The organism is Candidatus Blochmanniella vafra str. BVAF, from assembly GCF_000185985.2.
Lineage (GTDB): Bacteria > Pseudomonadota > Gammaproteobacteria > Enterobacterales > Enterobacteriaceae > Blochmanniella > Blochmanniella vafra.
The window spans coordinates 76656-100760 of record NC_014909.2 but is presented as its reverse complement, the minus strand read 5'-3'; the positions used below and the strand labels follow the sequence as shown (position 1 = coordinate 100760).

Annotated in this window: 21 protein-coding genes and 1 tRNA gene; 3 read left to right on the top strand and 19 right to left on the bottom strand. The window is 27.9% G+C overall.

The features are described from left to right. Positions 1–5: 5 nt before the first annotated feature. The 16 genes from BVAF_RS03240 to orn form a co-directional block, all read right to left on the bottom strand. Complete coding sequence (locus BVAF_RS03240; RefSeq protein ID WP_236608353.1) at positions 6–1010, bottom strand: autotransporter assembly complex protein TamA; 1005 nt, start codon at positions 1008–1010, stop codon at positions 6–8. Next, entirely contained in the window at positions 983–1777 is a 795-nt protein-coding gene (locus tag BVAF_RS03235; protein ID WP_236608352.1) for a BamA/TamA family outer membrane protein, read from the bottom strand. Before BVAF_RS03235 ends, BVAF_RS03240 begins: the two co-directional genes overlap by 28 nt. A gap of 331 nt (positions 1778–2108) precedes the next feature. After that, positions 2109–2891, bottom strand: a complete 783-nt coding sequence (cysQ, locus tag BVAF_RS00430; protein WP_013516422.1) for a 3'(2'),5'-bisphosphate nucleotidase CysQ — start codon at positions 2889–2891, stop codon at positions 2109–2111. A gap of 7 nt (positions 2892–2898) precedes the next feature. Then, positions 2899–3396, bottom strand: coding sequence for a 50S ribosomal protein L9 (gene rplI, locus BVAF_RS00425; protein ID WP_013516421.1), 498 nt, complete (start codon positions 3394–3396; stop codon positions 2899–2901). 61 nt (positions 3397–3457) lie between these two features. Continuing rightward, the gene (rpsR, locus tag BVAF_RS00420) at positions 3458–3685 is read right to left on the bottom strand and encodes a 30S ribosomal protein S18 (RefSeq protein ID WP_044026155.1); all 228 of its coding nucleotides are present in this window, start codon (positions 3683–3685) and stop codon (positions 3458–3460) included. 70 nt (positions 3686–3755) lie between these two features. Then, entirely contained in the window at positions 3756–4124 is a 369-nt protein-coding gene (gene rpsF / locus BVAF_RS00415) for a 30S ribosomal protein S6 (RefSeq protein WP_013516419.1), read from the bottom strand. Positions 4125–4362: 238 nt separating this feature from the next. Further along, a complete protein-coding gene (gene rlmB, locus BVAF_RS00410) occupies positions 4363–5109 on the bottom strand; it encodes a 23S rRNA (guanosine(2251)-2'-O)-methyltransferase RlmB (protein ID WP_013516418.1) in 747 nt (248 codons plus the stop codon). A gap of 241 nt (positions 5110–5350) precedes the next feature. Beyond that, positions 5351–6685, bottom strand: a complete 1335-nt coding sequence (locus tag BVAF_RS00405; RefSeq protein ID WP_013516417.1) for an adenylosuccinate synthase — start codon at positions 6683–6685, stop codon at positions 5351–5353. 159 nt (positions 6686–6844) lie between these two features. Further along, the gene (gene hflC, locus BVAF_RS00400) at positions 6845–7816 is read right to left on the bottom strand and encodes a protease modulator HflC (RefSeq protein ID WP_236608351.1); all 972 of its coding nucleotides are present in this window, start codon (positions 7814–7816) and stop codon (positions 6845–6847) included. 43 nt (positions 7817–7859) lie between these two features. Beyond that, positions 7860–9182: an FtsH protease activity modulator HflK gene (gene hflK, locus BVAF_RS00395; RefSeq protein WP_013516415.1), complete on the bottom strand. Its 1323-nt coding sequence runs from the start codon at positions 9180–9182 to the stop codon at positions 7860–7862. Between the two features lie 49 nt (positions 9183–9231). Continuing rightward, on the bottom strand, positions 9232–10518 hold the full coding sequence (gene hflX, locus BVAF_RS00390; RefSeq protein ID WP_013516414.1) for a ribosome rescue GTPase HflX: 1287 nt from the start codon (positions 10516–10518) through the stop codon (positions 9232–9234). Between the two features lie 565 nt (positions 10519–11083). Beyond that, the gene (miaA, locus tag BVAF_RS00385) at positions 11084–12079 is read right to left on the bottom strand and encodes a tRNA (adenosine(37)-N6)-dimethylallyltransferase MiaA (RefSeq protein WP_013516413.1); all 996 of its coding nucleotides are present in this window, start codon (positions 12077–12079) and stop codon (positions 11084–11086) included. A 206-nt stretch (positions 12080–12285) separates the two neighbouring features. Beyond that, positions 12286–13668, bottom strand: coding sequence for an N-acetylmuramoyl-L-alanine amidase (locus BVAF_RS00380; RefSeq protein WP_236608350.1), 1383 nt, complete (start codon positions 13666–13668; stop codon positions 12286–12288). Next, positions 13634–14131 (bottom strand): tRNA (adenosine(37)-N6)-threonylcarbamoyltransferase complex ATPase subunit type 1 TsaE, encoded by a 498-nt coding sequence (tsaE, locus tag BVAF_RS00375; protein ID WP_013516411.1) that lies wholly within the window; start codon positions 14129–14131, stop codon positions 13634–13636. Before tsaE ends, BVAF_RS00380 begins: the two co-directional genes overlap by 35 nt. A gap of 451 nt (positions 14132–14582) precedes the next feature. Then, a tRNA-Gly gene (locus BVAF_RS00370) sits at positions 14583–14655 on the bottom strand. Between the two features lie 143 nt (positions 14656–14798). After that, positions 14799–15347 carry an oligoribonuclease gene (gene orn, locus BVAF_RS00365; protein ID WP_013516410.1) on the bottom strand — a complete coding sequence of 183 codons (549 nt, stop codon included), beginning with the start codon at positions 15345–15347 and terminating at the stop codon, positions 14799–14801. A 669-nt stretch (positions 15348–16016) separates the two neighbouring features. Here orn and asd point away from each other — a divergent pair. Then, positions 16017–16913 (top strand): archaetidylserine decarboxylase, encoded by an 897-nt coding sequence (gene asd / locus BVAF_RS00360; protein WP_013516409.1) that lies wholly within the window; start codon positions 16017–16019, stop codon positions 16911–16913. A gap of 154 nt (positions 16914–17067) precedes the next feature. After that, positions 17068–20460, top strand: coding sequence for a miniconductance mechanosensitive channel MscM (gene mscM / locus BVAF_RS00355; RefSeq protein ID WP_013516408.1), 3393 nt, complete (start codon positions 17068–17070; stop codon positions 20458–20460). Positions 20461–20529: 69 nt separating this feature from the next. Here the strand turns inward: mscM and efp are convergent, their stop codons facing one another. The 3 genes from efp to BVAF_RS00340 all read right to left on the bottom strand — a co-directional run bounded on the left by efp (position 20530) and on the right by BVAF_RS00340 (position 23257). Beyond that, positions 20530–21105, bottom strand: coding sequence for an elongation factor P (efp, locus tag BVAF_RS00350; RefSeq protein WP_013516407.1), 576 nt, complete (start codon positions 21103–21105; stop codon positions 20530–20532). Between the two features lie 168 nt (positions 21106–21273). Beyond that, entirely contained in the window at positions 21274–22914 is a 1641-nt protein-coding gene (gene groL, locus BVAF_RS00345; RefSeq protein ID WP_013516406.1) for a chaperonin GroEL, read from the bottom strand. Between the two features lie 49 nt (positions 22915–22963). Further along, entirely contained in the window at positions 22964–23257 is a 294-nt protein-coding gene (locus tag BVAF_RS00340) for a co-chaperone GroES (RefSeq protein WP_013516405.1), read from the bottom strand. A 385-nt stretch (positions 23258–23642) separates the two neighbouring features. Here BVAF_RS00340 and cutA point away from each other — a divergent pair, with 385 nt between their 5' ends. Beyond that, complete coding sequence (cutA, locus tag BVAF_RS00335; protein WP_013516404.1) at positions 23643–23954, top strand: divalent-cation tolerance protein CutA; 312 nt, start codon at positions 23643–23645, stop codon at positions 23952–23954. Positions 23955–24105 lie beyond the last annotated feature (151 nt).

Below are 24105 nucleotides of genomic sequence, written 5' to 3'. Positions count from 1 at the left end.
AAAAATTACAACTCAGGCCCTAAATTTACATAAAAATGTAATAAGTTATGATTTATTCTAACTAATCCTATTAATGGAATCGCTATATCTAGTCTTACAGGACCTATTGGTAATTGCCAACGTACTCCCATTCCAAACCCAGCCTTAAAATCTTTTTTCCAATTAATATTATTTCCAAGTCCCCCAAAATCTATAAAAATAGCACTCCACAATTTACTACATATATTATATTGATATTCAAAAGTACTTATTATTGATTTTGTATATTGAAAACTATTATAAAAAGACGATACAAATTTATATTCATAGCCTCGAATACCAAAACTCTTATCAAAAAAAAACCGAAATACTGGAATAATATATGATAAATTATTCACTTCCACCCAATTTAAATCACTTTTAATTATAATTCTATTTTTCGAAAAAAAGTTGCGAATCCAAATATTTTGGGCTTTAAAAATAATAAAATCAATGTCTGATTTCCAATAATTTGCTGATATATTTACTGAATAACGTTGACTATTTCCCCAATATGGGATCATATCTCCTCGTTTTTTTACTCGATTTATGTTAATTCCAGGACAAATTATCATTATGTCTTTAATGAAATTATTTTTACAAAAACAATGATTAATATACCAATATAAATTAATTACTCTTTGCCAATCATCATCTATACATTTCCAATATCGTGCTATATTTAGCATAACAACCTGAGATTGTAAGTTATATATATTATTTTCATAAACCCATCCTCCTTGGCATAAATAATATTCTTCTAAAGGATTATTAAACAGCGGGATTTTATAATTTATATCAACAAATTGCTCTGTTGCTGAGATACTAAAACTATTTTCTAAACTATGCCCGTATGAATTTATCCATGGTTTTTTCCAAATAATTTTAACTCGAAGACCTGTATTATTCGAATATCCAGATCCAATTTCAAAACTATTTTTAATATTTGGAGTAAGTAGCACATTTAATAGTAATTTTTTTTTTTCGCACATGAATTTAAATTTGAAGAAGTACAAATGGAACAAAACCAATTGGTAGAAGATAAACGTCGAGTTAACTCCATAATAGATTTAGTATCATAATATTCTCCTATACTTATATTAGATATATTTTTCAAATAAGTCTCTTGAATTTGACTTCCTTGAAATTTTAATTCTTCTATTATATATCGACATCCACTAAAAAAATTAATGTTCCAAATACTTTGATTCAACTTAGGAATAACAATTAACTGACTTTTCTGAAATTTAGCGTCTAAATATCCTTTAGATACAGCTAAATTATACAATCTATTTTTAAGTTGTTCATAATCATGATGATTTAACTGTTTTCCAATAAATAACTTACTATCTTTTATTATATTTTGATAATCAAAATCATTTTTACCATCTCCGTATATACTAATATTGACCTGAATAACCTTTATAGGCATTCCAAGAGATATCTTTATAATTAAAGTATTTAATTTTTTATTATTTTCTATATTTTTAGGAAGTAAAACAATACTAATTTTAGGATTATAATAACCTGCAGATCTCAAACTAAGTTTAATTATATCATGTATTTCATTTTTTAAATTCACACCTAAATAATCTAGGTCACGTGCTATATAATGATCAATTTTTTTTCGTATATTATATTCTAGTTCTAATTTGCTATCTAACCCCTCTAATTCTATTTGAATTTCACATTTACTAAAAATTGGAGTCAAAACCAACAACATAATACATAATAACTTTATTACAATAATTCTTTCCATTGTATATGATGGACATCACAATACTAAAATTTTACTTTTAGTGTTAATAATTATTATTCAAATCAATATTCATCATTCGTACATAAGGATACACTATAAAAAATATACCATAAATATGTTATATCCTATTGTATATAACAGCTAAAAAAATTTACCCATATCATATATGGGCCATATTATTTAAGACATCCAGTCTGATATTTGTATATTTACATCTTATATGTAAAAATAGTTATTCAAATCGATTCAGGAATATTTCTATAAAATAACTTTCACTTTTGTATACATTCATAAATATAAAAATAGTCTTGACAAGCTTTCAATATAATTACTATAAATATAATGATACTTGAAATCCAGGATTTAAAAAATATTCGTTAATATATTTATAATTTAAAGGATAGCCATTCCAGTCATTAATAAAAGCTCCTGCGGATTTAGCCACAGCATGCCCTGCAGCGGTATCCCAAATTTTAGTATAAGAAAATCTGGGATAAAACTGAGCAATTCCTTCAGCAATTAAACAAAATTTAAAAGATGAACCAATATTAATAATCTTATAGTTATTTATATTTATCACATAATTGTCTAAAAGTTTTTGTTGATAATCAGTAATTTTGCTCCTACTCATAACTATAATAGGATTCTTATAAATTTTTAATTTATTTGAAATAACATTCAATAACTTTAGTTGTCCTATGGAATTGACTTTCCAAGCTCTATTATTACTTGCTGCATACAATATGTTATATACTGGTACATACACCACTCCCATCACAGGTTCTCCATATTCTACAAACGCAATATTTACAGTAAACTCTCCATTTCGAGATAAAAACTCTTTAGTTCCATCTAACGGATCAACTAACCAAAAACAATTCCATTTTTTACACTCTTCCCATTCAGGCAGATTTTCTTCTGATATAATAGGTATGTTAGGAGTTAATTTTTGTAAAAAAGATACAATTATTTGATTCGAAAACAAATCGGCATTAGTCACAAAAGATTGATCTATTTTTTTTCTTACATTTATCTTCATGCGATCAGTTATAGAATAAACTTTCATTATTTCTGATCCAGCTATACGAGCAATATAACTGATTTGATCAATCATGCTGTTATTATTTTTTATCATCATACTCATTATTATCTTTTTTACATAATGGTAAATTAATTATTTTCACTTCCAAAGTAACACTTATCTTATTATATATATGAATATTAATATTATAATTACCTATAAATTTTAATGGATTACGATCAGGTAATCGAATTTGAGATTTATAAATTTTAACCCCCACTAATTCTGAAATCACTTTAGCAATATCCTTTGGACCTATTGAACCAAAAAGTTTTCCTTGAATACTGGATTTAGCTGTAATCGTGATACTACCTAATTTACTTATCATTTCTGCACAAGATTCAGCTTCTAATTTTTTTTTAAGAAATTGATTTTCAAACATTAACTTCTTTTTCTTAAAACACTCGATGTTTTCCTTAGTAGATAAAATCGCTTTAGATTGTGGAATCAAAAAATTTCTGGCATATCCCGATCTTACAACTACTTCATCTCCAGCTAAACCTAATTTTTTTATACTATTTAATAAAATAACCTTCATTATATATTCCTCAATCCTTCACACACAGACTATTTTAAATTTTAATTACTCTATGTAATAATTATTGATGTTTGTCAGTATATGGTAACAAAGACAAATAACGAGCTATTTTAATAGCTCGAGCTAGTTGTCGTTGATATTTAGATCGTGTTCCAGTAATCCTACTAGGAATTATCTTACCATTTTCTATTATAGAACTTTGTATTTTAACTAAATCCTTATAATCAACTTCAGTACATTTTTCTGCCGTAAACCGACAAAACTTCCGATGACGTATATAACGAAGAATCATATTCACTCCATGTATTAACATATTGTATGTAATTCATATCAAACTTATTTACTACAAAAAACTAAACTCAATTTGTTTTATATATTTCATCAACATTGCAATTCTTATTACTATCTTCTTTTTTATTCATCATAGGAGACGGATCAATTTTCGCATCTTTAGTTTTCATTATTATATTCCTTAAAATAACTTCATTAAATCGAAAATCATTACTTAATTCATTAATAACATTCAAAGAAACTTCTATGTTCATTAAAACATAGTAAGCTTTACTTAATTTTTTTATTGAATACGCTAATTGCCGGTCCCCCCAATTTTCTACTCGATGCACCTTTCCTCCGGAACTGATAATAATCTCAGTATAATTATTAATTATATTAACAATCTTACCACCAAAATTGGGATGTATTATCAAAACTATTTCATAATGACGCATGAATATTTTCCTTTATTAAACAAATTTATTTCTATTTTATCTTTTAAAACATCCTTGTATATTTTTTTCATCATATACACTCTCATTGTGATGAGCTACAGAGTGCACAAACAAACAACATCTCTATACAACAAATACAAATAACTTATTCATTATATATAATATTTCTCGACAATACCCAATATACTTTACTTTTACACACTATAATTACCTCAAAAATCAAAAGAGATAAAATGAATTATCTACAATAGTTACGACGTTGTCTTAACGCTTCAAATAAACATATTCCTGTAGCTACAGATACATTTAAAGATGACGTAAATCCACACATAGGAATACTAATAATTTCATTGCAATTTTCCTTGGTTACGCGACGCATTCCATAACCTTCAGACCCCATAACTAAAGCCAAGGGGCCAACTAATTTAGCATCAAAAATTTCTCTATCAGATTTTTCTACTGTTCCTACAATCCAAATATCATATTTTTGAAGTAATTTTAAAATTCTCAATAAATTTGTTACCCTTAAAAAAGCAACATGATCTGCAGAACCACTAGACACTTTTCTTACAGTACTATTAATAGAAGCCGAACGATTACGTGGAGCTATTACCATATGCACCCCAGCTGCATCTGCAGATCTTAAACAGGCTCCTAAATTATGAGGATCAGTTATCCCATCTAATATTAATAAAAAAGGAACCTTATTATAACATTGTATTAACTGTAACAAATCACTTTCTTTTAAACACATTACTTTATTAACTTCAGCTATAATGCCTTGATGCAACGACCCTGATGATTTAATATTCAACCATCGACGAGTCTTCTCCTGTATCTTAATTTTTAAGATAACACCTTGATTAAACAAAAACTCCAATTTAGAATTTCTTGATTTATCAAGAATATATATTCTAAGTATATTAGACGGATTTTTATCTAAAATTGATTGAACCGCATGTATTCCATATACTAATTCACTCATTTTCACTATCATCATTAAACAAAAATTAATTTTAAAAAAATCACACTAAAAATATTAGTATCTTCATCTTTTTAATGAAATATGTAATACATATAATCGATATAACCTTTACTTCATCATATTAAAACTACAAACCAATAACTACAATAATATGTGCTGTCACTTTTCTTTATACTTTTACTTGCATACTTAAATATCGTGAATACATCCGATTAAATAGATGTATTCATGACCACATATTTTAATCCCATGGATTTTTTAAAATTATATTCATGGATCTATCTGATCCAGTTGAAATAATATTGATTGATATTCCTATTATTTCTTCAATACGTTTAACATAATTTTTAGCTTCTATTGGAAGTTGATCAAATTGTTTAATACCAGATACAGCCCCATTAGCCCACCCAGATAAACTTTCGTACACTGGAGTTACATTTTCAATTTTTTCTAAAGTAGATGGAAAATTATATGTTAGCTCTCCATCAGGATATTGATACGCAACACAAATTTTAATTTTTTCTAACCCGTCTAATACGTCTATTTTAGTCAAACAACCAAACGTGATAGAGCTAATCTTAATAGCATACCGAACTAATACCGCATCGAACCACCCAGTACGACGACGCCTTCCAGTAGTAGAGCCAAATTCCTTACCATTCACACACAACCTCTCTCCTATATTATCTACTAATTCAGTAGGAAATGGCCCATATCCCACTCTAGTAGAATAAGACTTTATAACCCCTATAACATTATCGATATAATTTGGACCCACTCCTACTCCCACCGTTACACTTCCCGCGATAGTATTAGTAGAAGTTACATATGGATAAGTTCCATAATTTAAATCTAATAAACTCCCTTGAGCTCCTTCAAAAATAACATTTTCCCCTTCTTTGCGTGCATTTACTAATAATTCTGGCACATCCGTAATCATATTAATTAAAGAATCAGACACTGACATAATTTCATCTAAAACAACTTTATAATCAATAGGTTCTACCTGATAATATTTCTCTAACTGGAAGTTATAATAATCTGCAACATGTTTTAATTTATTTTCAAAACTTACACTATTATATAAATCGCTTACACGTAATGACCTACGCGCTGCTTTATCTTCATAAGCAGGACCAATGCCGCATCCAGTAGTTCCAATTATTAAATTTTCAATAGTCGACGTATGCATTGTAGTAATATGACTGGATATTTTTTTTTCTCTTAACAAATCCATTGCTACATGATAAGGCAACACTAATGCGCAAGACTCTGAAATAAATATACGCTCATTTACATACACATTTAATTCTTTTAATTTTTCTATTTCTTTTATAAAAGAAATAGGCGACAATACTACACCTCCAGCAATAACATTAATCACATCCTCATGTAATATCCCAGAAGGAATAATATGCAAAGTTATTGTTTTTTGATTTATCATAATGGTATGTCCAGCATTATGCCCACCTTGATAACGTACCACATATCGCGCTTCTGGAGTTAACAAATCTACTATTTTCCCTTTACCCTCATCTCCCCACTGCGTACCTAATACAACAATATTTTGTGCCATTCTATATCTTCTTATATGCCATTATTAATAATAATTGTGATTTACAAAACAAAATAAAATTCCGCTATAATAACTTATTACATAATCTTATTTAGATTGATTTCTCTCTACTTTGTGCTATTTATTCTTTTATTCTACAAGAATAGAATAATAAATCTATTATCGTATAGATATATTTTTTGATGATCTCATTAATCGTAAAAAATCAGAATCAGAGCTTAAAATCATGAGATCGTTGTTATTTCTTTTAAAACTATTTTCATAAGCCTTTAAAGTACGTACTAACGAATAAAAATTTGGATCTTCGTTAAAAGTTCTAGCATATAATTTAGCAGTTTCAGCATCAGCTTCCCCCCTAATAATAAGAGCTTGACGCTTAGCTTCTGCTAAAGTTCGAGTCGCTTCATAATCTGCCGTTGCCCTTAATTTTTCTGATTCCTCCCGTCCCTGTGAACGATGCCGACGAGCTACCGCATCCCGTTCTGCACGCATACGCTGATAAATAGCATCAGATACCTCTGTCGGTAAATTAATTTGTTTAATCCGAACATCAACTATCTCAATCCCCAAAGCAGTCATACTATTTATATTCATATATTCATCAGAATTATTCCGATATTTCATTTGTGACATATTATACATACCCGAATATAATTCATCACTTGACAAAGATTCACTCATCTCTTCTCCATCAGTTCCATAATTTAATGATAAACGTACATCTGTCATTAATCGATTACGAGAATCAGTCACAATACCCTGTACTTTTAACTTACCTAACTCAGATCGTAATCTATCTGAAAATTTTCGTTTAATTAAAACTTCAGCTTGAGCAACATCTCCTCCTCCCGTAGCTAAATAATAACGACCCAAATCACTAATACGCCATTTAATATATGAATCAATAATCAAATCCTTTTTTTCCATAGTAACAAAACGATCGGCTTGATTATTCATAGTTTGAATTCGAGAATCAAAAATTTTTACTGCTTCTATTACAGGAATTCTAATATGCAAACCAGGATAATAAATCAACGGATTTTTATGTTCATCCCGTAATACCTTCCCAAAACGCAAAATAATGCCTCGATGTCCTTCTTGGACAGTAAATAACGAAAAACATAATATCATCGAGGTACATATTGCAATACATAACAATAAATTTCGTATCATTTTACAATTCCACTCCTTGTGCTCCTGGCCTAATAACATTAACACATTCTGCTACATTTAATTGACGTTTACCCAATAGTTGTTTTTCAGCAAAATTATTGTCAATATAATTAAAATAAAGAGGTAAGTTATGTTCAGAATTAAACTCTGAACAATTTTTTTTCATATTAATACTAGATCTGTTTTTACTAGATTGTTTTATTGAATTAAAATTTTTTTCTAAATCACTACCACCTTTCTTACCATGATTATTTAAATTTATTTGATCAGAAGTAAACAATAATACATTACTAGTATTCTTTGTATCAATAAAAATCTTTCTAGTATTGCTTAATATACGCTCCATAGAATTTATATATAATCTCTCTCTAGTAATTTCAGGAGCCGCTTTATACTCCGGTAAAATTTTTAAAAATCTTTGCACTTCTCCTTGAGCTTCTAAAATTGTTTTAGCCTTATATGCGCGACCTTCTTCTAAAATACGCTGAGCTTGACCATTAGCTTTAGGTTGTATCTCATTAGCATAAGCTTCAGCCTCACGAATATACTGTTGCTCATTTTCTCTAGCTGCAATAGCATCATCAAATGCAGCTTTTACCTCTTCTGGAGGGCGAGCAGTCTGAAAATTTACATCTAATAAACTAATCCCCATATTATATGGGTGTATTGTTTTTTCTAAAATTCTTCTAGTATCACTTCGAACTACTGTACGCCCTTCTGTCAAAATTCGATCCATGTTATATTTACCAATCACTCCACGTAATGCACTATCAGTAGCTTGACGTAAACTATCATCTGCATTAGTTACACTAAATAAATAATTTTTAGGATCAGTTACTTTATATTGAACATTCATCTCCACTCTAACTACATTTTCATCAGAAGTTAGCATCATGCCAGATGCCGCTAATTCACGCACTGATTCAACATTGACAGGTATGACATAATCTATTAAACTAGGCCTCCAGTTTAACCCAGGCTGTACTAAATGATGATATTTTCCAAACCTTAAAATTACTCCCCTTTCTGCTTCTTTAATAGTATAAAATCCACTCATAGCCCATAAAACAATAACTATAACAATAATACTAACAATCACTAAAGGCGATATATTTTTAGGAAATTCTTTATCATCATTATTATAAGTAGTAAACTCATTAGAAGTGTAAATCATTTTATTTAAATACTTAAATATATCAAAAATATTAAATTTCAATCTTTTTTTATTTTTAATCAAAAAATTAATCATTAAATTACTGTGCATATAATTATACCAAAATTTACGTATACATTTACAACCATCACAAAAATAATTACACATCATTTGTCACCCTAATAATTTAATAACTATTTATACTGTTTGATACAACTGATCACACAATATAATCATGTAAAGAACCATGACATTTTGTTAAATAATTCCAATCCTCAAAAGATAAATCTACTTTTAATTTCGCCATATTTTCATTACCATGATAAAATCGAGTGACCGCTTGTAATTTATATAATTTCTGATATAAACTACTATTTATTGGTACCATTAATTTATAAGAAACCATATTATTAGGCAATAACTCATCAATAGCTTTATTTAATAAATCTATACCTACTCTATTATGAGCAGATAACCACACTCGAATCGGTCTCCCATCAAAATTACGATCAATATGAGGTTCTATTTTATCTATCAAATCAATTTTATTCATAATTAAAAGAACAGGGATATTTTTAATATTTATTTCTCTTAAAATATCATTCACTGTCTTGATATGTTGATTAATTTTGTTACTAGACACATCTACCACATGTAATAATAAAGTTGATTCTACCGTTTCTTGTAATGTAGATTTAAAAGAAGTTATTAAATCTTTCGGTAAATTTTGAATAAAACCTACTGTATCGACTAGTATAGCGCTTGACTTCTTTCTTTTCCCAATCCTTCTAAATGTCGGATCAAGAGTAACAAATAATTTTTTAGCTGTATCAACGTGCGCAGATGTCATAATATTAAATAAAGTAGATTTTCCAACATTAGTATAACCTACTAAAGAAATAGTAGGAATACCAATCTTTACTCTATGACGTCTATTTTGTTTTCTTTGATTCTCTATTTTTTTTAAATCCGATAAAACCCGAAATATACGTTTACTCAATAAACGACGATCATTTTCTAACTGCATTTCTCCTGGCCCACCTCTTACCCCAATTCCTCCTTTTTGACGCTCTAAATGATTCCACTCATGAGTTAAACGAGAATTTAAATAACGTAACTGTGCTAATTGTACTTGTAATTTACCTTCGTACGTACGAGCACGATCAGCAAAAATATTAAGAATCAGCTGATTTCTGTCTATCACTTTACAACCGAATAACTTAACTAAGTTACGTTCTTGATTGGGGGATAAAATACAACTAAACAATACAACAGATGCTAAATTCTCTTTAATCTTCGATTCAAGCTCTAATATTTTTCCCTTGCTGATAAAATATTTAGAATTAACTATTCTTAAATTTTTTACAAGTAAAGTATCCAATACTTGAATGTCAGAAGAATATGCTAAATCTAATAACTCTTTTATATTCCAAGGTATATCTTCTGATTTAGAAAGTACTACATACACTAATATAGCATTTTTGTTTATTTTATTTACTGTTATCAAATAGCACTATCCACATCATTATATCAATAATAAAAATTCAAATTTTATCTAAAAACCTCAACTATTTTATTAATTCAATTTTCAAAAGTTATTATTTACAATATTTGCACTTATACATCAGTTAATTTTACTTATTCGATCAAAATATTTATTTTTAAGTAATTATATTAATAATACATTCAATCACACTTCTAACATAAACCGTTTTTACATGAAAAAAATCAAATTCCTCTTTATTTTCAAAATAAATAATAAAACAACCTTGACTTAACAATTATAGAAATAAATCACAATCAAAACTACCACTATTTTAACTATAGTTGTGCATTGTAATCAAAAATAAAAAAAAGATCAACAATTTCATTGCTACAAATATCTTACTATTTAACTCACTCAATAAATGTAACATTGCTTTCTTTAGCTCTAATCACACACTAAAATCAATTATTTATACTATAATATAAATATATCTTTACTTTCTCTTGTATATAAAAAATAAACATTTACGAATAAAATAAACAAGAATATCAATTAACTTCACAAGTATAACTAATTTTATTGGATATCAATATATTTGCTGAGATAAAATCAATAACACTTCATCAACGGCGCAAGATATACAATCACTGTTTACCCAATATAAATCAGACCAAGATCGAAGCCACGTAAGCTGCTGCTTCGCTACTCTCTTAGTTGCTGAAATACTTTGGTATATCATATCATTATATTCAATTTTACCTAATAAATATTCCCACATTTGACGGTACCCTACACAAGAAATTGCTGCTTTTGATTTATCATTATGTAAATCCGATCTAGAAAACAATACTCTTACTTCATTTTCAAATCCTATTTCTAACATTTTATAAAAACGCCTTTCAATACGATTATGTAAAATTTCTCGACTTGACGGCATAATGGCAAACTGTAATATTCTATTTTGTGATGTAAAACAAGTAGCAGATCTATATTTAGATTTCAATTCTGTTAACGTTTTACCAGAAATTAAAAATATTTCCAATGCTCTAATTATTCTTTTATGATCATTATAATGAATAGCTCTAGACACGTCAGGATCAATATATTGAAGCTTTCTGTATACATTCATCCAACCTATTTTTTGAGCAATACATTTTAAATTATTACGAATGACTTCATCAGATTTTGGTAATATTAACAAACCTTGCAACAATACTTTAAAGTACAACATACTTCCTCCTACTAATACAGGAACATAACCAGATTTTATAATTTTTTTTATCTCTACAATTACATCACAATAAAAATCCGATACAGAGTAACAATCCGATGGATCGCGAATATCTATAAGTTTGTGTGGAGCAATTTCTAATTCAGACACAGAAGGTTTAGATGTACCAATATTCATACCTTTATATACCAAAGCTGAATCAACACTAATAATTTTAATTTTTAATTTTCGTTTTTTTAAAGCAATAACTAAACTCGTTTTACCAGAAGCTGTAGGACCCATTATAAAAATAATTAACGGGAAAGAAATATTCTGCTTTATAATAATATTATTTTTTTTATCTTGTTGCATGTTGTAGTCAAAGTATATTTTTTTACACAATTAATGTGTATCAAATATTATATTATATTTTTCTTTATTCTTACCTAATGCATAAAACATTATCCGTATTATTAAAATATAACAAAATTTGTAAATGATTAATTTAAACCGCTTATTTTAAAAAATTATACAACAATAATTCATCCTAAATTTATATATATATCTTATAATATTTATTATATATGGTTTGACATTATTTTTTGCTGATGCTGATGCAATAATACTAAAAAATGCGCACGTAATCCCATATATAAAGCTTGAGCTATTTTTCTCTGATACGTATCAGTTATAAGTAACTTCTCTTCTTTAAAATTACTAATAAATCCAGTTTCTACTAAAATAGATGGAATATCAGGAGATCTTAATACACCAAAACTAGAATATTCAGGGATATCTTTATGCAAAATTCCAACATTCTTCAATTGATGTAACATGTGCATCGCAATATTATACCCAGCCTTTTGAGTATACCCAAACTGCAAATCTAAAATTAAATATTGAAAATATGGATCATTTCGATAATTATTTAATATTTGACCCAATCCTCCTAAAAGTTCTGCATATTTTTCTTTACACTTTAACCAATGAATCGTTTCTATATGTGCTCTGTGATTAGATAAAACCCATACTGAAGCTCCTTTAACCTTAGAATTTACGGAAGCATCTGTATGAATCGAAATTAATATATTTGCTCTTTTTTTTCTAGCTAAATCTGCTCGATCTGTAATTGATACAAAATTATCTCCATTTCTAATCATAACAGCTTTAAATCTTAAATCAGTATCTAATAATTTCTTTAATTTTTTTGCAATACTAAGAGTAATATTTTTTTCATATGTTCCATGAAAACCTATTGCGCCCGGATCTTGTCCCCCATGACCCGCATCAATCGCCACGATAATAGGGAATTGATTTTGACTCTTACTATGATAAACACCACTATTATTATTAAAATAATGCTTAGAACTACTAAGGCTAATACTATTTCTATTATTTATTCCTTTTACTGAGTCAGTATCTCCATTACTTACCATTAATTTTGAATAAATAGTAGTAATGCATGACTTTTGACGTTGAATAATATTATTATACAAATTACGTACATTTAAATGAGATGCAATTGATGTTTTTCTTACAATTTTTAAGATAACTTGATAGTTTTTTTTTATTTTTTTTTGAATTACTACTTTTATATAAGATGGATGATTTAAATCACATACTATACGTGTTCCATTACAATTTACAGAAGTATTTGAACGAACACACTTAATTAAATTATTTTTATTGCAAGCTATCGGAAATGTATTTTTTTTTTGTACATTAGGAATATTTAATAAATCTATTACTATTCTTTCTGGATGATGTAGATAAAAAACTGTATATTCAGGTACAGTAGTATTGCAATATATAATCACTGTAGATTGACGTATATTATTTTTTATATAAATCGAATGCAATGCTGTCGAAGCATAAATTATATTAAAAAATAAACATTTTGATAATATTAATATGAAAAATATTATTTTATTTTTTAACTTCATACTCAAAATATCCAGCATGTAATGCAGTATTTACTATTATTTGGCCAATATTACTACAAGTAACAATAACTACTTGTCGATACGTTTCGTGCTTATAATAATCAATACTTATTGAAATATCTGGATTAGGTAAACAATCAACTTCTAATTTTGGCCATTCTATTAATAAGATAGATTTATTATCAAAACAATCATAAATACCCATATTGATTAATTCATCTTTTGAATGTAATCGATATAAATCAATATGATAAATATGTTTATTAGATAACGAATAAAACTCTACTAAGGTATACGTTGGACTTTTTACATATTTTGTATAACCTAAAGCTTTTAAAAAACCTCTACATAATGTTGTTTTTCCAGATCCTATATTCCCATGTAAATAAAAAATACAACCCAGCACACAGACTTTCGCTAAATTAGCTCCTAATAATAAAGTTTGAGATTCATTATATAAAATTAATACGTATTGTCTCATTATTCACAATGTATTTATGCATAATACCATAATTTAATTAATTTTATTCGTTAATGATTTTAATACATATACTCGTTCTAAGAACGAATAAAATACATATATTTAAAAATAACAATACTTCATACTATTACAATATTTTACTAATCACTAATAGTGATTAATACAGACAGTATAAACTTGAAAGCCTACAAACAGCTAATGTAAGCTTATTTATATGAATATAATAACCATCCTTTAAAATTAATATGAATAATTATAAAATAACTGATAAAAATCCCACATTAATTTTATTACTAAACGCTCTACCCCCTATCAATGAAATACTATTGTCAAACTAATTACCATGCTTGCATGTATATTGCTTACATTCACAATACATACAACACAAAATTAATTTAAATTAGCAAATAGCACTATAAACATATAAAAAATTATAACTCAAAAATACACAAGCGGAAAACGAGATTTGAACTCGCAACCTCAACCTTGGCAAGGTTGTGCTCTACCTATTGAGCTATTCCCGCTCTTATATTAATCTTAATAAAAATTTTTAATAAAAACCAACATAATATCAAGACTATCAAAAACAATAACATTAATATTAGAATTTTAACTACAAATCATGCTACATGCTCCTAAAAATTCAAAATTAAGTTTTTTAAAACTCTTACCTATTTCCACAATTGATAAAATACTGACGATAATACGCCAATTCTAAAATAGATTCATGGATATCCTCTAAAGCACGATGAGTTTTTTTATGCACTTTTAATCCTACTATTAAATCTGATCTCCATCTCATTACTAATTCTTTAATTGTGCTAACATCCAAATAACGATGATTAAAATAAGATTCTAATTTTGGCATATACTTAATTAAAAACCTGCGATCTTGAGCTACACTACTTCCACATATAGGAGATTTTTGAAAAGATATCCAATTTTTTAAAAACTTTATAGTTAAATTAGATGCATCACATTCATTTAATTTACTAGACCGAACTTGTGTTAATAAACCATTAGCGCTATGGGTACGTACATTCCAAGAATCCATTTCTGATAATTTCAATTCAGTTTGATTAATTGCTAAATTAGGCCCTGTTGATAAAATATTTAATTCACTATCTGTAATTAATGTAGCTATCTCAATAATACGATCCTTTTCTGGATTTAAACCAGTCATTTCTAAATCTATCCAAATCAAATTTTTATCCATAAAAATCCCACATTTAAATGCACCACTTTATCTCTTGATTTAAGTTAAATTCATGAGTGCTTGTTAAGTTATTTATTATATTTTTTATTTAATACAAAATAAATCACCGCCATAAATAAAAATCAACCATTTATTAAAAACGTTTAACTTCTTGTGTACACTAATCATAAACTACCCTTTATGTTATTCAAATATTATACATATAATTTAACACCTATGCCATCTTATCAATAATTAAAATATTTACAAAATTGCTCAATACATAATATTCAATTCAAGTAAATAATATAATTCATGACTAATCAAAAAATCTCTATATATAAAAAACAATGAACATATCTTTTGCTTACTACTAATACTAGAGTCAATACATAATTTATGTATATTTTAATTCAATATTTTAATAATTTAAATAAGTAATTTATCTCATTTCATGAGATAATATGTAATATTTTGCATTTGTTACATAATACTAAAATTAGTTAATATAAAATTATTTAGCTAAAACCTAACCAATAACTCTAATTATAAAAAATAATAAATATAAACAATTTTATTATAACAATAATAAAACACGTGTTATAATAGAGTTTCGATATATAACATCATAAAAATATAATTTAATGTAATTAATATTAACTCATTTCATACTTAATTAGGTATGATACCATGTTAGAAAAAATACAAGTTATACTACAATACTTACTACCCATAAGATGGGTTAATTACTTTGCAGGACTAATTGCCTCTATGAAAGGAGGATGGGCAACTCGGTATGCCATCAAATTATTTATAAAATTCTATAATATAGATCTGAAAGAATGTTCTAACCCAAATATAGATGATTACGAAACTTTTAATGATTTTTTTTCTAGGGAATTTAACATACATGATCGTCCTATTAATAGAGACCAGAATACCTTAATAGTCCCTGCAGATGGAGTAATCTCTCAAATAGGAAAAATTAATGATACCCATTTATTTAACATAAAAGGGCATTCATACTATCTAGACGAATTACTTGCAGGTCATGACACAATAATCAACTATTTTAAAAATGGAAATTTTTGCATTATTTACATACCTCCACAAAACTGTCACCGAGTTTATATGCCTTGCACGGGCACTCTAAGAGAGTTATTATATATACCAGGAGAATTGTTTTCTGTACATCCAAAAATTTTTAGAAATATACCCAATATATTATCCAGAAATGAAAAAATAATTTGCTTGTTTGATACAAATTTTGGTTACATGGCTCAAATTTTAGTGGGAGCTGCTATAGTTGGTAGTATAGAAACTACCTGGGGAGGTACTATCACTCCTCCTAGAACAGGGGTAGTTAAACATTGGCATTATCCCCCTTTAGGCAGTGCATCAGAAACTGATAACAATGAAGTAGTTGTTTTAACTAAAGGAGAGGAAATGGGGGCATTTAAACTAGGTTCTACTGTAATAAATTTGTTTAATAATGATTCTGTATTATTAAATAGTCAATTACAACCCAATGATATTATTCGAATTGGAATGTCTTTAGCTCAAGGAAACAATCGTAATAATAACTAAACAAATACACAAAAATCGAAACAATATGCTAAAAATACTGATAGGCAACAACATCAATTCTATTAAAATTAAGGTTGTTGCCTATCAGTATTTTTATTTTTATAAATATTAAAAACATACACATACCATTACAAATTCTATTTATCAAACCAGAATGGGTCTACACAAATATATATCGAAATTTATTCTTGCAATAATATACATCAATATCTGCGCATGTTGTACATTCATCACAAAAGCATCTTCCTGTAATTTTTTAAACGAAGAAAAAATTAAAAAAGATTTACAACAAATAGAAAAATTAGATCATATTAATAATAATCAAAAAACTACTATAAATCTTTTGAAATCTGCCTTATATTTTATTGCTGAAAAAAAAACATCTAATGAAAAAATTAACGAATACCAACATATTATTAATAATTTTTCATATATTATTCTGAAATTACAAAAAGAATACAATAACATAAACGAACAACCAACCAATATATATCAAAATTTAACTATCCAAGAGCTAAAACAAAAAATATTCCAGGTTAATAACCAATTAATAAATTTATCAGAACAACTTGTTCAAGAAGAAGATCAATTGCATTCTATTTATGAAGCATTAAGACTATTACCTCAACAACAAGTTACTATCAAACATATATTACATAACCTAGAGCAACAACAAATTTTATTTACTAATTCTAATATAGAATACGCTCAATTTATTTCATTTCAAGCGGAACGTTCTGCTAATCGATTAAAATTAGTTGAATTAGAATTAGCTCAATTAAGCTCTAATAATCGTAAAGAGCTAATTAAATTAAAAATAACATTAATTAAAAAAAAATATAATTATACAAATAATTTACTAAAAATATTAAAAAATCAATTAACTCATCTTCGTCATAAAGAAGCCGATCAAACAATAGCTTATACTGAAAAAATTTTAAAAGAACAACATGATACATTACCAAAATCTATTAAAATCCAATTATATATGAATCATGATCTTTCATTGTTAATTACGCAGCAAACTCAAGACATGAATAACATTATTTTAAGACAAAGAGAAATTGAAACTCATATTTCACAAGTAAATCAAGTTTTTTCTAATCTAATTGAGCAATCACAATGGATAAATAAATCTCCAATTCTTGGAGAAACATTACGTTCTCAAGTTACTAATTTGCCAAAAAAACCTAAATTTCAACAATTAGATAATGATATGGCTCAATTAAAAGCAAAAAGATTACAATACGAAAATTATATAAACAAAATTCCTGATCTCATATTAAATAGCAAACAAGACAACGAATTAGAGTTAACATTTATACAAAAAAGTATTCTTACAAAACAATTACATACACAACGAGAACTTATTACATCTTTATTAAATAATTATGATAATCAAATCCTTGAGTTAACAAAATTAAAATTACTTTATGATCAACTCAAAGACTCACTACAAGCGGTACAACAAGCTACTCATCGTTATTTATTCTGGACAGCTGATATTTGTCCTATTACTATATCTTACCCGCGATACGTATATCAAGACATATGTAAACTCTTAACCAACCATTCTTTTCATAACCAAATAAAATCTGCATTTTATATGATTGTTACAAATCAATCAACATTAATACCAATGATATTTTGTTTTATAATATCGCTAGGATTACATTTTGGAGCACGTCATTATTATTATAAATTTTTAGAAACAACTAGTAATTATGTTGGCAAAGTAAATCAAGATAACTTTTTAATAACTTTTTATAATATATGGAGTACTATATTTATAGCGTTACCCATACCAATACTATGGATCAGTATAGGATATAATTTAAATCATACTTGTTGGCTCTATCCAATAATCGTTTCTATCGGAAATGGAATGAATGCTACAGCTTTTATGTTATGGATTTTCATAACCAGTGGGTACTTTGCATCTCCTAAAGGATTATTTATTGTTCATTTCGGATGGTCTAAAAAAAGAATTCAGCAAGTCTTTTCTAAAAATTATTTCTGGTCAACAACTATCATTATAATTCTAATCACATCTTGTGTTGTATTTAATCATTATAATAATCGAGAATTTTCCAATACTTTAGGGAGATTATGCTTTTTTATATTATGTATGTATTTAACATATATTACTATTAACTTAAAACGTTCTGGATTACCTTTGTACTTAAATAAACATGATTCCTCTAATAATATAATTAATCAATCTTTATGGAATATTATGATAATTGCTCCAATTATTTCAGCTATCTCTTGTGCAATTGGTTACTTATCTGTCGCTCAAGAAATATTAATACGATTAGAAAAATCATTATTTATTTGGGTTCTATTACTCATAACATATTATATTATTCGAAGATGGATGTTGATTCAACGTAGGCGTATTGCATTTAAAAGATCTCAAGAAAACCAAGGGATTCAATTTATAACCAAACACTATAAACAATCTCATTCAAAACACAAATTAATAACAAAAGAACGACCAATTATTATTAATAATCATAAAAAATTTTTAGATCTTGATTCTATAAGTGCTCAATCATTACAATTAATAAAATCTATTGTTACTTTAACAGCTCTCATTTTAATATCTTTATTGTGGTCTGAACTACGATTCGCATTTTCCTTTTTAGAAAATATTACATTATGGGATGTAAAATCCACTATTAAAGGTATTGAAAATATTCAACCTATAACATTAAATAATTTTCTCACTGTGATCGTGGTGATTATCATCACCACGATCACAGTGAGAAAATTACCGGCTTTTTTAGAATTAACACTATTACAATACTTAAATTTTACTCCTAGCACAGAATATGCCATCATTACGTTAACTAAATATATTTTAATGGTATTAGGTGGATTAACAGGATGCTCTCTAATAGGAATAGAATGGGTGAAAATTCAATGGTTAATTGCAGCCTTAGGAGTAGGATTAGGATTTGGACTACAAGAAATTTTTGCAAATTTTATTTCTGGGTTAATGATTTTGTTTGAAAAACCAATCCGGATTGGAGATACCATAACTATGCGTAATTTTACTGGAAACGTTACACGTATAAACATCCGTGCAACAATACTTACTGATTGGGATCATAAAGAAATTATTGTGCCTAATAAAGAATTTATTACAAAAAAATTTATTAATTGGTCTTTATCTGATACAACAACGCGAGTAATTTTACGAATTCCTACACCCATTCAAATAGATACAAAAAAAATGATTCAAGTGCTTATGGAAATCATAAAGAGCTCTCCTTTATCTTTAGATACTCCCCCTCCAGAAGTATATTTAGTAGATTTTCAACAAGGACTACCTATCCTTGAAATTCGCATATATACCTCAGATATAAAATCTCGTGTTCCATTACGCCATCAAATAAATATAAGTATTATAGAATATTATAAAAACAACGGATTAAAACTACCATGTTTTCCCATTTATATATGCAAAGAACATATGACGACTGTTGATTTTCCTTCGTACAATCAAAATACTCACTTGAACGAAATCAAACCAACATATTAATACATTAATTACTTATACGATAATAAATAATTTTAAAATCTTTAAAAAATTTTTTATAAATATTATTAATTATTTCATTCTAGAAATATAAGTACCTGTATTAGTATTAACTTTAATTAATTCCCCAGATTTAATAAAAAAAGGGACTTTTAAAATAGCTCCAGTACTTAAGATAGCTAATTTATTGCCAGAAGACGTTGAGGTAGATGACGAACTCTTTATAGACAAATCAGTTTTAACAACTTTAAAATGCATAATTTCTGGAGGAGTAACAAGAATTGGCATGCTATTCCAAAAAGTAACAAAATAAATCCACTGTTCTTTCATCCATTTATCAGATTTACCTATTATATTCTTGTGAATAGAAACTTGGTCAAAATTTTTATCATGCATAAAATACCACAGATTATAATCTCGGTATAAATAGATTAACTGTGTTTCTACAACATCAGCTAATTCTAAAAAATCACCAGATTTTAATGTTCGGTCTAAAATTTTTCCAGATATTATATTTTTTAAACGTATTCTATTAAACGATAACCCCTTTCCAGGTTTCACCCCTTCATTCGAGATAATAACACATGGTTCCTGGTTTTGAATAACTTTTAATCCAACCCTCAACTCATTAATCCCATATTGTATCATACATTTATTTTTATCTTAACCTTAACTTACTAAGCCGGACAGTGGACAAATAAATATTTTAAATTCATATCTCAGCGTCCGACTTAGTAAGTATATTACATCTACATTTTTTACTAAACATCATACACACAATGCATGATTTATCTAACATAAACCAGTGCTATAAAATTACATCATGCCGCCCATGCCCCCAGCTCCAGGATTACCTCCTCCTAAATCAGGTTTATCCTCTTTAGGTAATTCTGTAACCATACATTCCGTTGTAATCATTAATCCAGCTATAGAAGCAGCGTACTGTAATGCAGATCTAGTAACTTTAGTAGGATCTAAAATTCCTAACTCTATCATATTACCATATTTCTCAGTAGCAGCATTATACCCTGTGTTTCCTTCTCCTGATCTTACATTATTCGCTATTACTGAAGGTTCTTCCCCAGCATTAGCCATAATTTGACGTAAAGGAGCTTCCATCGCTCTACGAGCTACTTTGATACCAACATTCTGATCTTCATTATCTCCACATAAATTTCTAATAGCATTTGCCACTCTAATCAACGCTACACCTCCCCCTGCAACAACACCTTCTTCTACAGCAGCCCTAGTAGCATGCAACGCATCTTCAACTCTTGCTTTTTTCTCTTTCATTTCTACTTCAGTAGCAGCTCCTACTTTAATTACTGCAACTCCTCCAGCCAACTTAGCTACACGTTCTTGCAATTTTTCTCGATCATAATCAGAAGTAGCTTCATCACGTTGCTGATTAATTTGAGCTACACGACTATCTATTGCCGACTTATTTCCTATTCCATCAATAATAGTAGTTGCATCCTTTGTTATAACCACACGTTTAGCTTGTCCCATATCACCTAAAGTTGCCTTTTCTAATTCTAATCCAATCTCTTCAGAAATTACGGTCCCTGCAGTCAAAATCGCAATATCTTGTAACATAGCTTTACGTCTATCTCCAAATCCAGGAGCTTTTACTGCCGTAACTTTTACTATCCCACGCATATTATTAACTACTAAAGTAGCTAAGGCTTCTCCTTCTACATCTTCCGCTATAATTAATAACGGTTTCCCAGCCTTTGCCACAGACTCTAACATGGGTAACATTTCCCTAATATTAGATATTTTCTTATCTGCTAATAAAATGAAAGGATGCTCCAATTCTACAGTTCCGCTTTCTGGTTTATTAACAAAATAAGGAGATAAATATCCTCTATCAAATTGCATACCTTCAACAACATCCAATTCATCTTGTAATCCAGATCCTTCCTCTACAGTAATCACACCCTCTTTACCTACTTTATCCATTGCTTGAGCTATAAGCTTACCCACGGTTTCATCAGAATTAGCAGAAATAGTTCCTACTTGAGCAATAGCCTTAGGATCTGAACATGGAACAGATAATTTCTTTAATTCCTCCACTGCTGCTACTACTGCTTTATCTATTCCACGCTTTAAATCCATAGGATTCATTCCAGCAGCAACAGCTTTTAGCCCTTCATTAACTATTGATTGAGCCAATACAGTAGCAGTAGTAGTACCATCCCCAGCAGAATCATTTGCTTTAGATGCTACTTCTTTTACCATCTGCGCTCCCATATTTTCAAATTTATCTTCTAATTCTATTTCACGTGCTACAGACACCCCATCTTTAGTTATTACCGGCGCTCCAAAAGACTTATCTAACACTACATTACGACCCTTAGGTCCTAAAGTGACTTTCACTGCATCGGCCAAAACATTAACTCCTCTGAGCATCTTAACACGAGCATCATTCCCAAATTTTACATCTTTAGCTGCCATTTCATTTTCCCTTAAAAAATTTTAGTTAAATTAATAAGTTAGTCACTAATTATTTTTCAACGATAGCAAGGATATCGTTTTCTGACATAATTAATACCTCTTCATTATCAATTTTCTCTACCTTTACACCATACCCGTCATTGAAAATAATTGTATCACCAACGCGCACATCTAAAGCTTTCACTTCTCCGTTTTCTAAAACACGACCATGACCAACAGCCAACACTTCTCCTCGCGTAGATTTCCCAGCTGCAGATCCAGTCAACACAATACCTCCAGCAGATTTTGATTCAACTTCTTTACGTTTTACAATTACACGATCATGCAATGGACGAATTTTCATTTAACGCTCCCTAATTATTATATTATATTACTCTACTTACAGTGTCTCATGAAATCACAAATCAACACACAATTTTTACATATTATCTCTTCAAGACAATATTTAAAATGGGGGCATTCACCATCCCTTCAAGGGGTTATAAAAAACTTTTATCTAAAATTTAGATCCAACCTGCTATTTAATATTAAATGCCTAAATTAAACACATAATCTATCTAATTTTTTTAGAAATAGCAATAACTCATGCATTAAAATTTTATTTTTAATAAAATCTAATACAATAAATAATTGTTATATACATTTACAATGACTTTTTAACTTGTATTCAATAAATTAAATTCCTATAATTTATCAGAGAATTAGATTTTCAATCTTGAGATAAAAAAATGATAATTATTTTATGTACCTTACCTAATAATGAAAAATTGGCTTTAAAATTAATACATACCTTACTAAATTTAAAGTTAGCAGCATGTGTAAATTTAATAAGCAACATACGTTCGTATTATTATTGGAATGATCAATTACAAACCTCTAATGAATTACAACTCTTAATTAAAACACAAGATTCCCTCCAAGAAAAAATATTTAATACAATAAAAAAAACACATCCCTATACTATACCTGAATTATTAGTAATACCAATAACTTTTGGAGAAATACAATATTTAAATTGGATAACCAAAGTGTTAAGTTAAAAATAACTTTGATAAAAATACGCGTCAATGTAACTCAAAAAAATTTCCCAATACTAATATGTTATAATTTAATTATATTACATTTATTTTAGGTAATATTACATTTACCCTATAATTTATGTATAATTAACCTTAACTTAGAATCTTTACT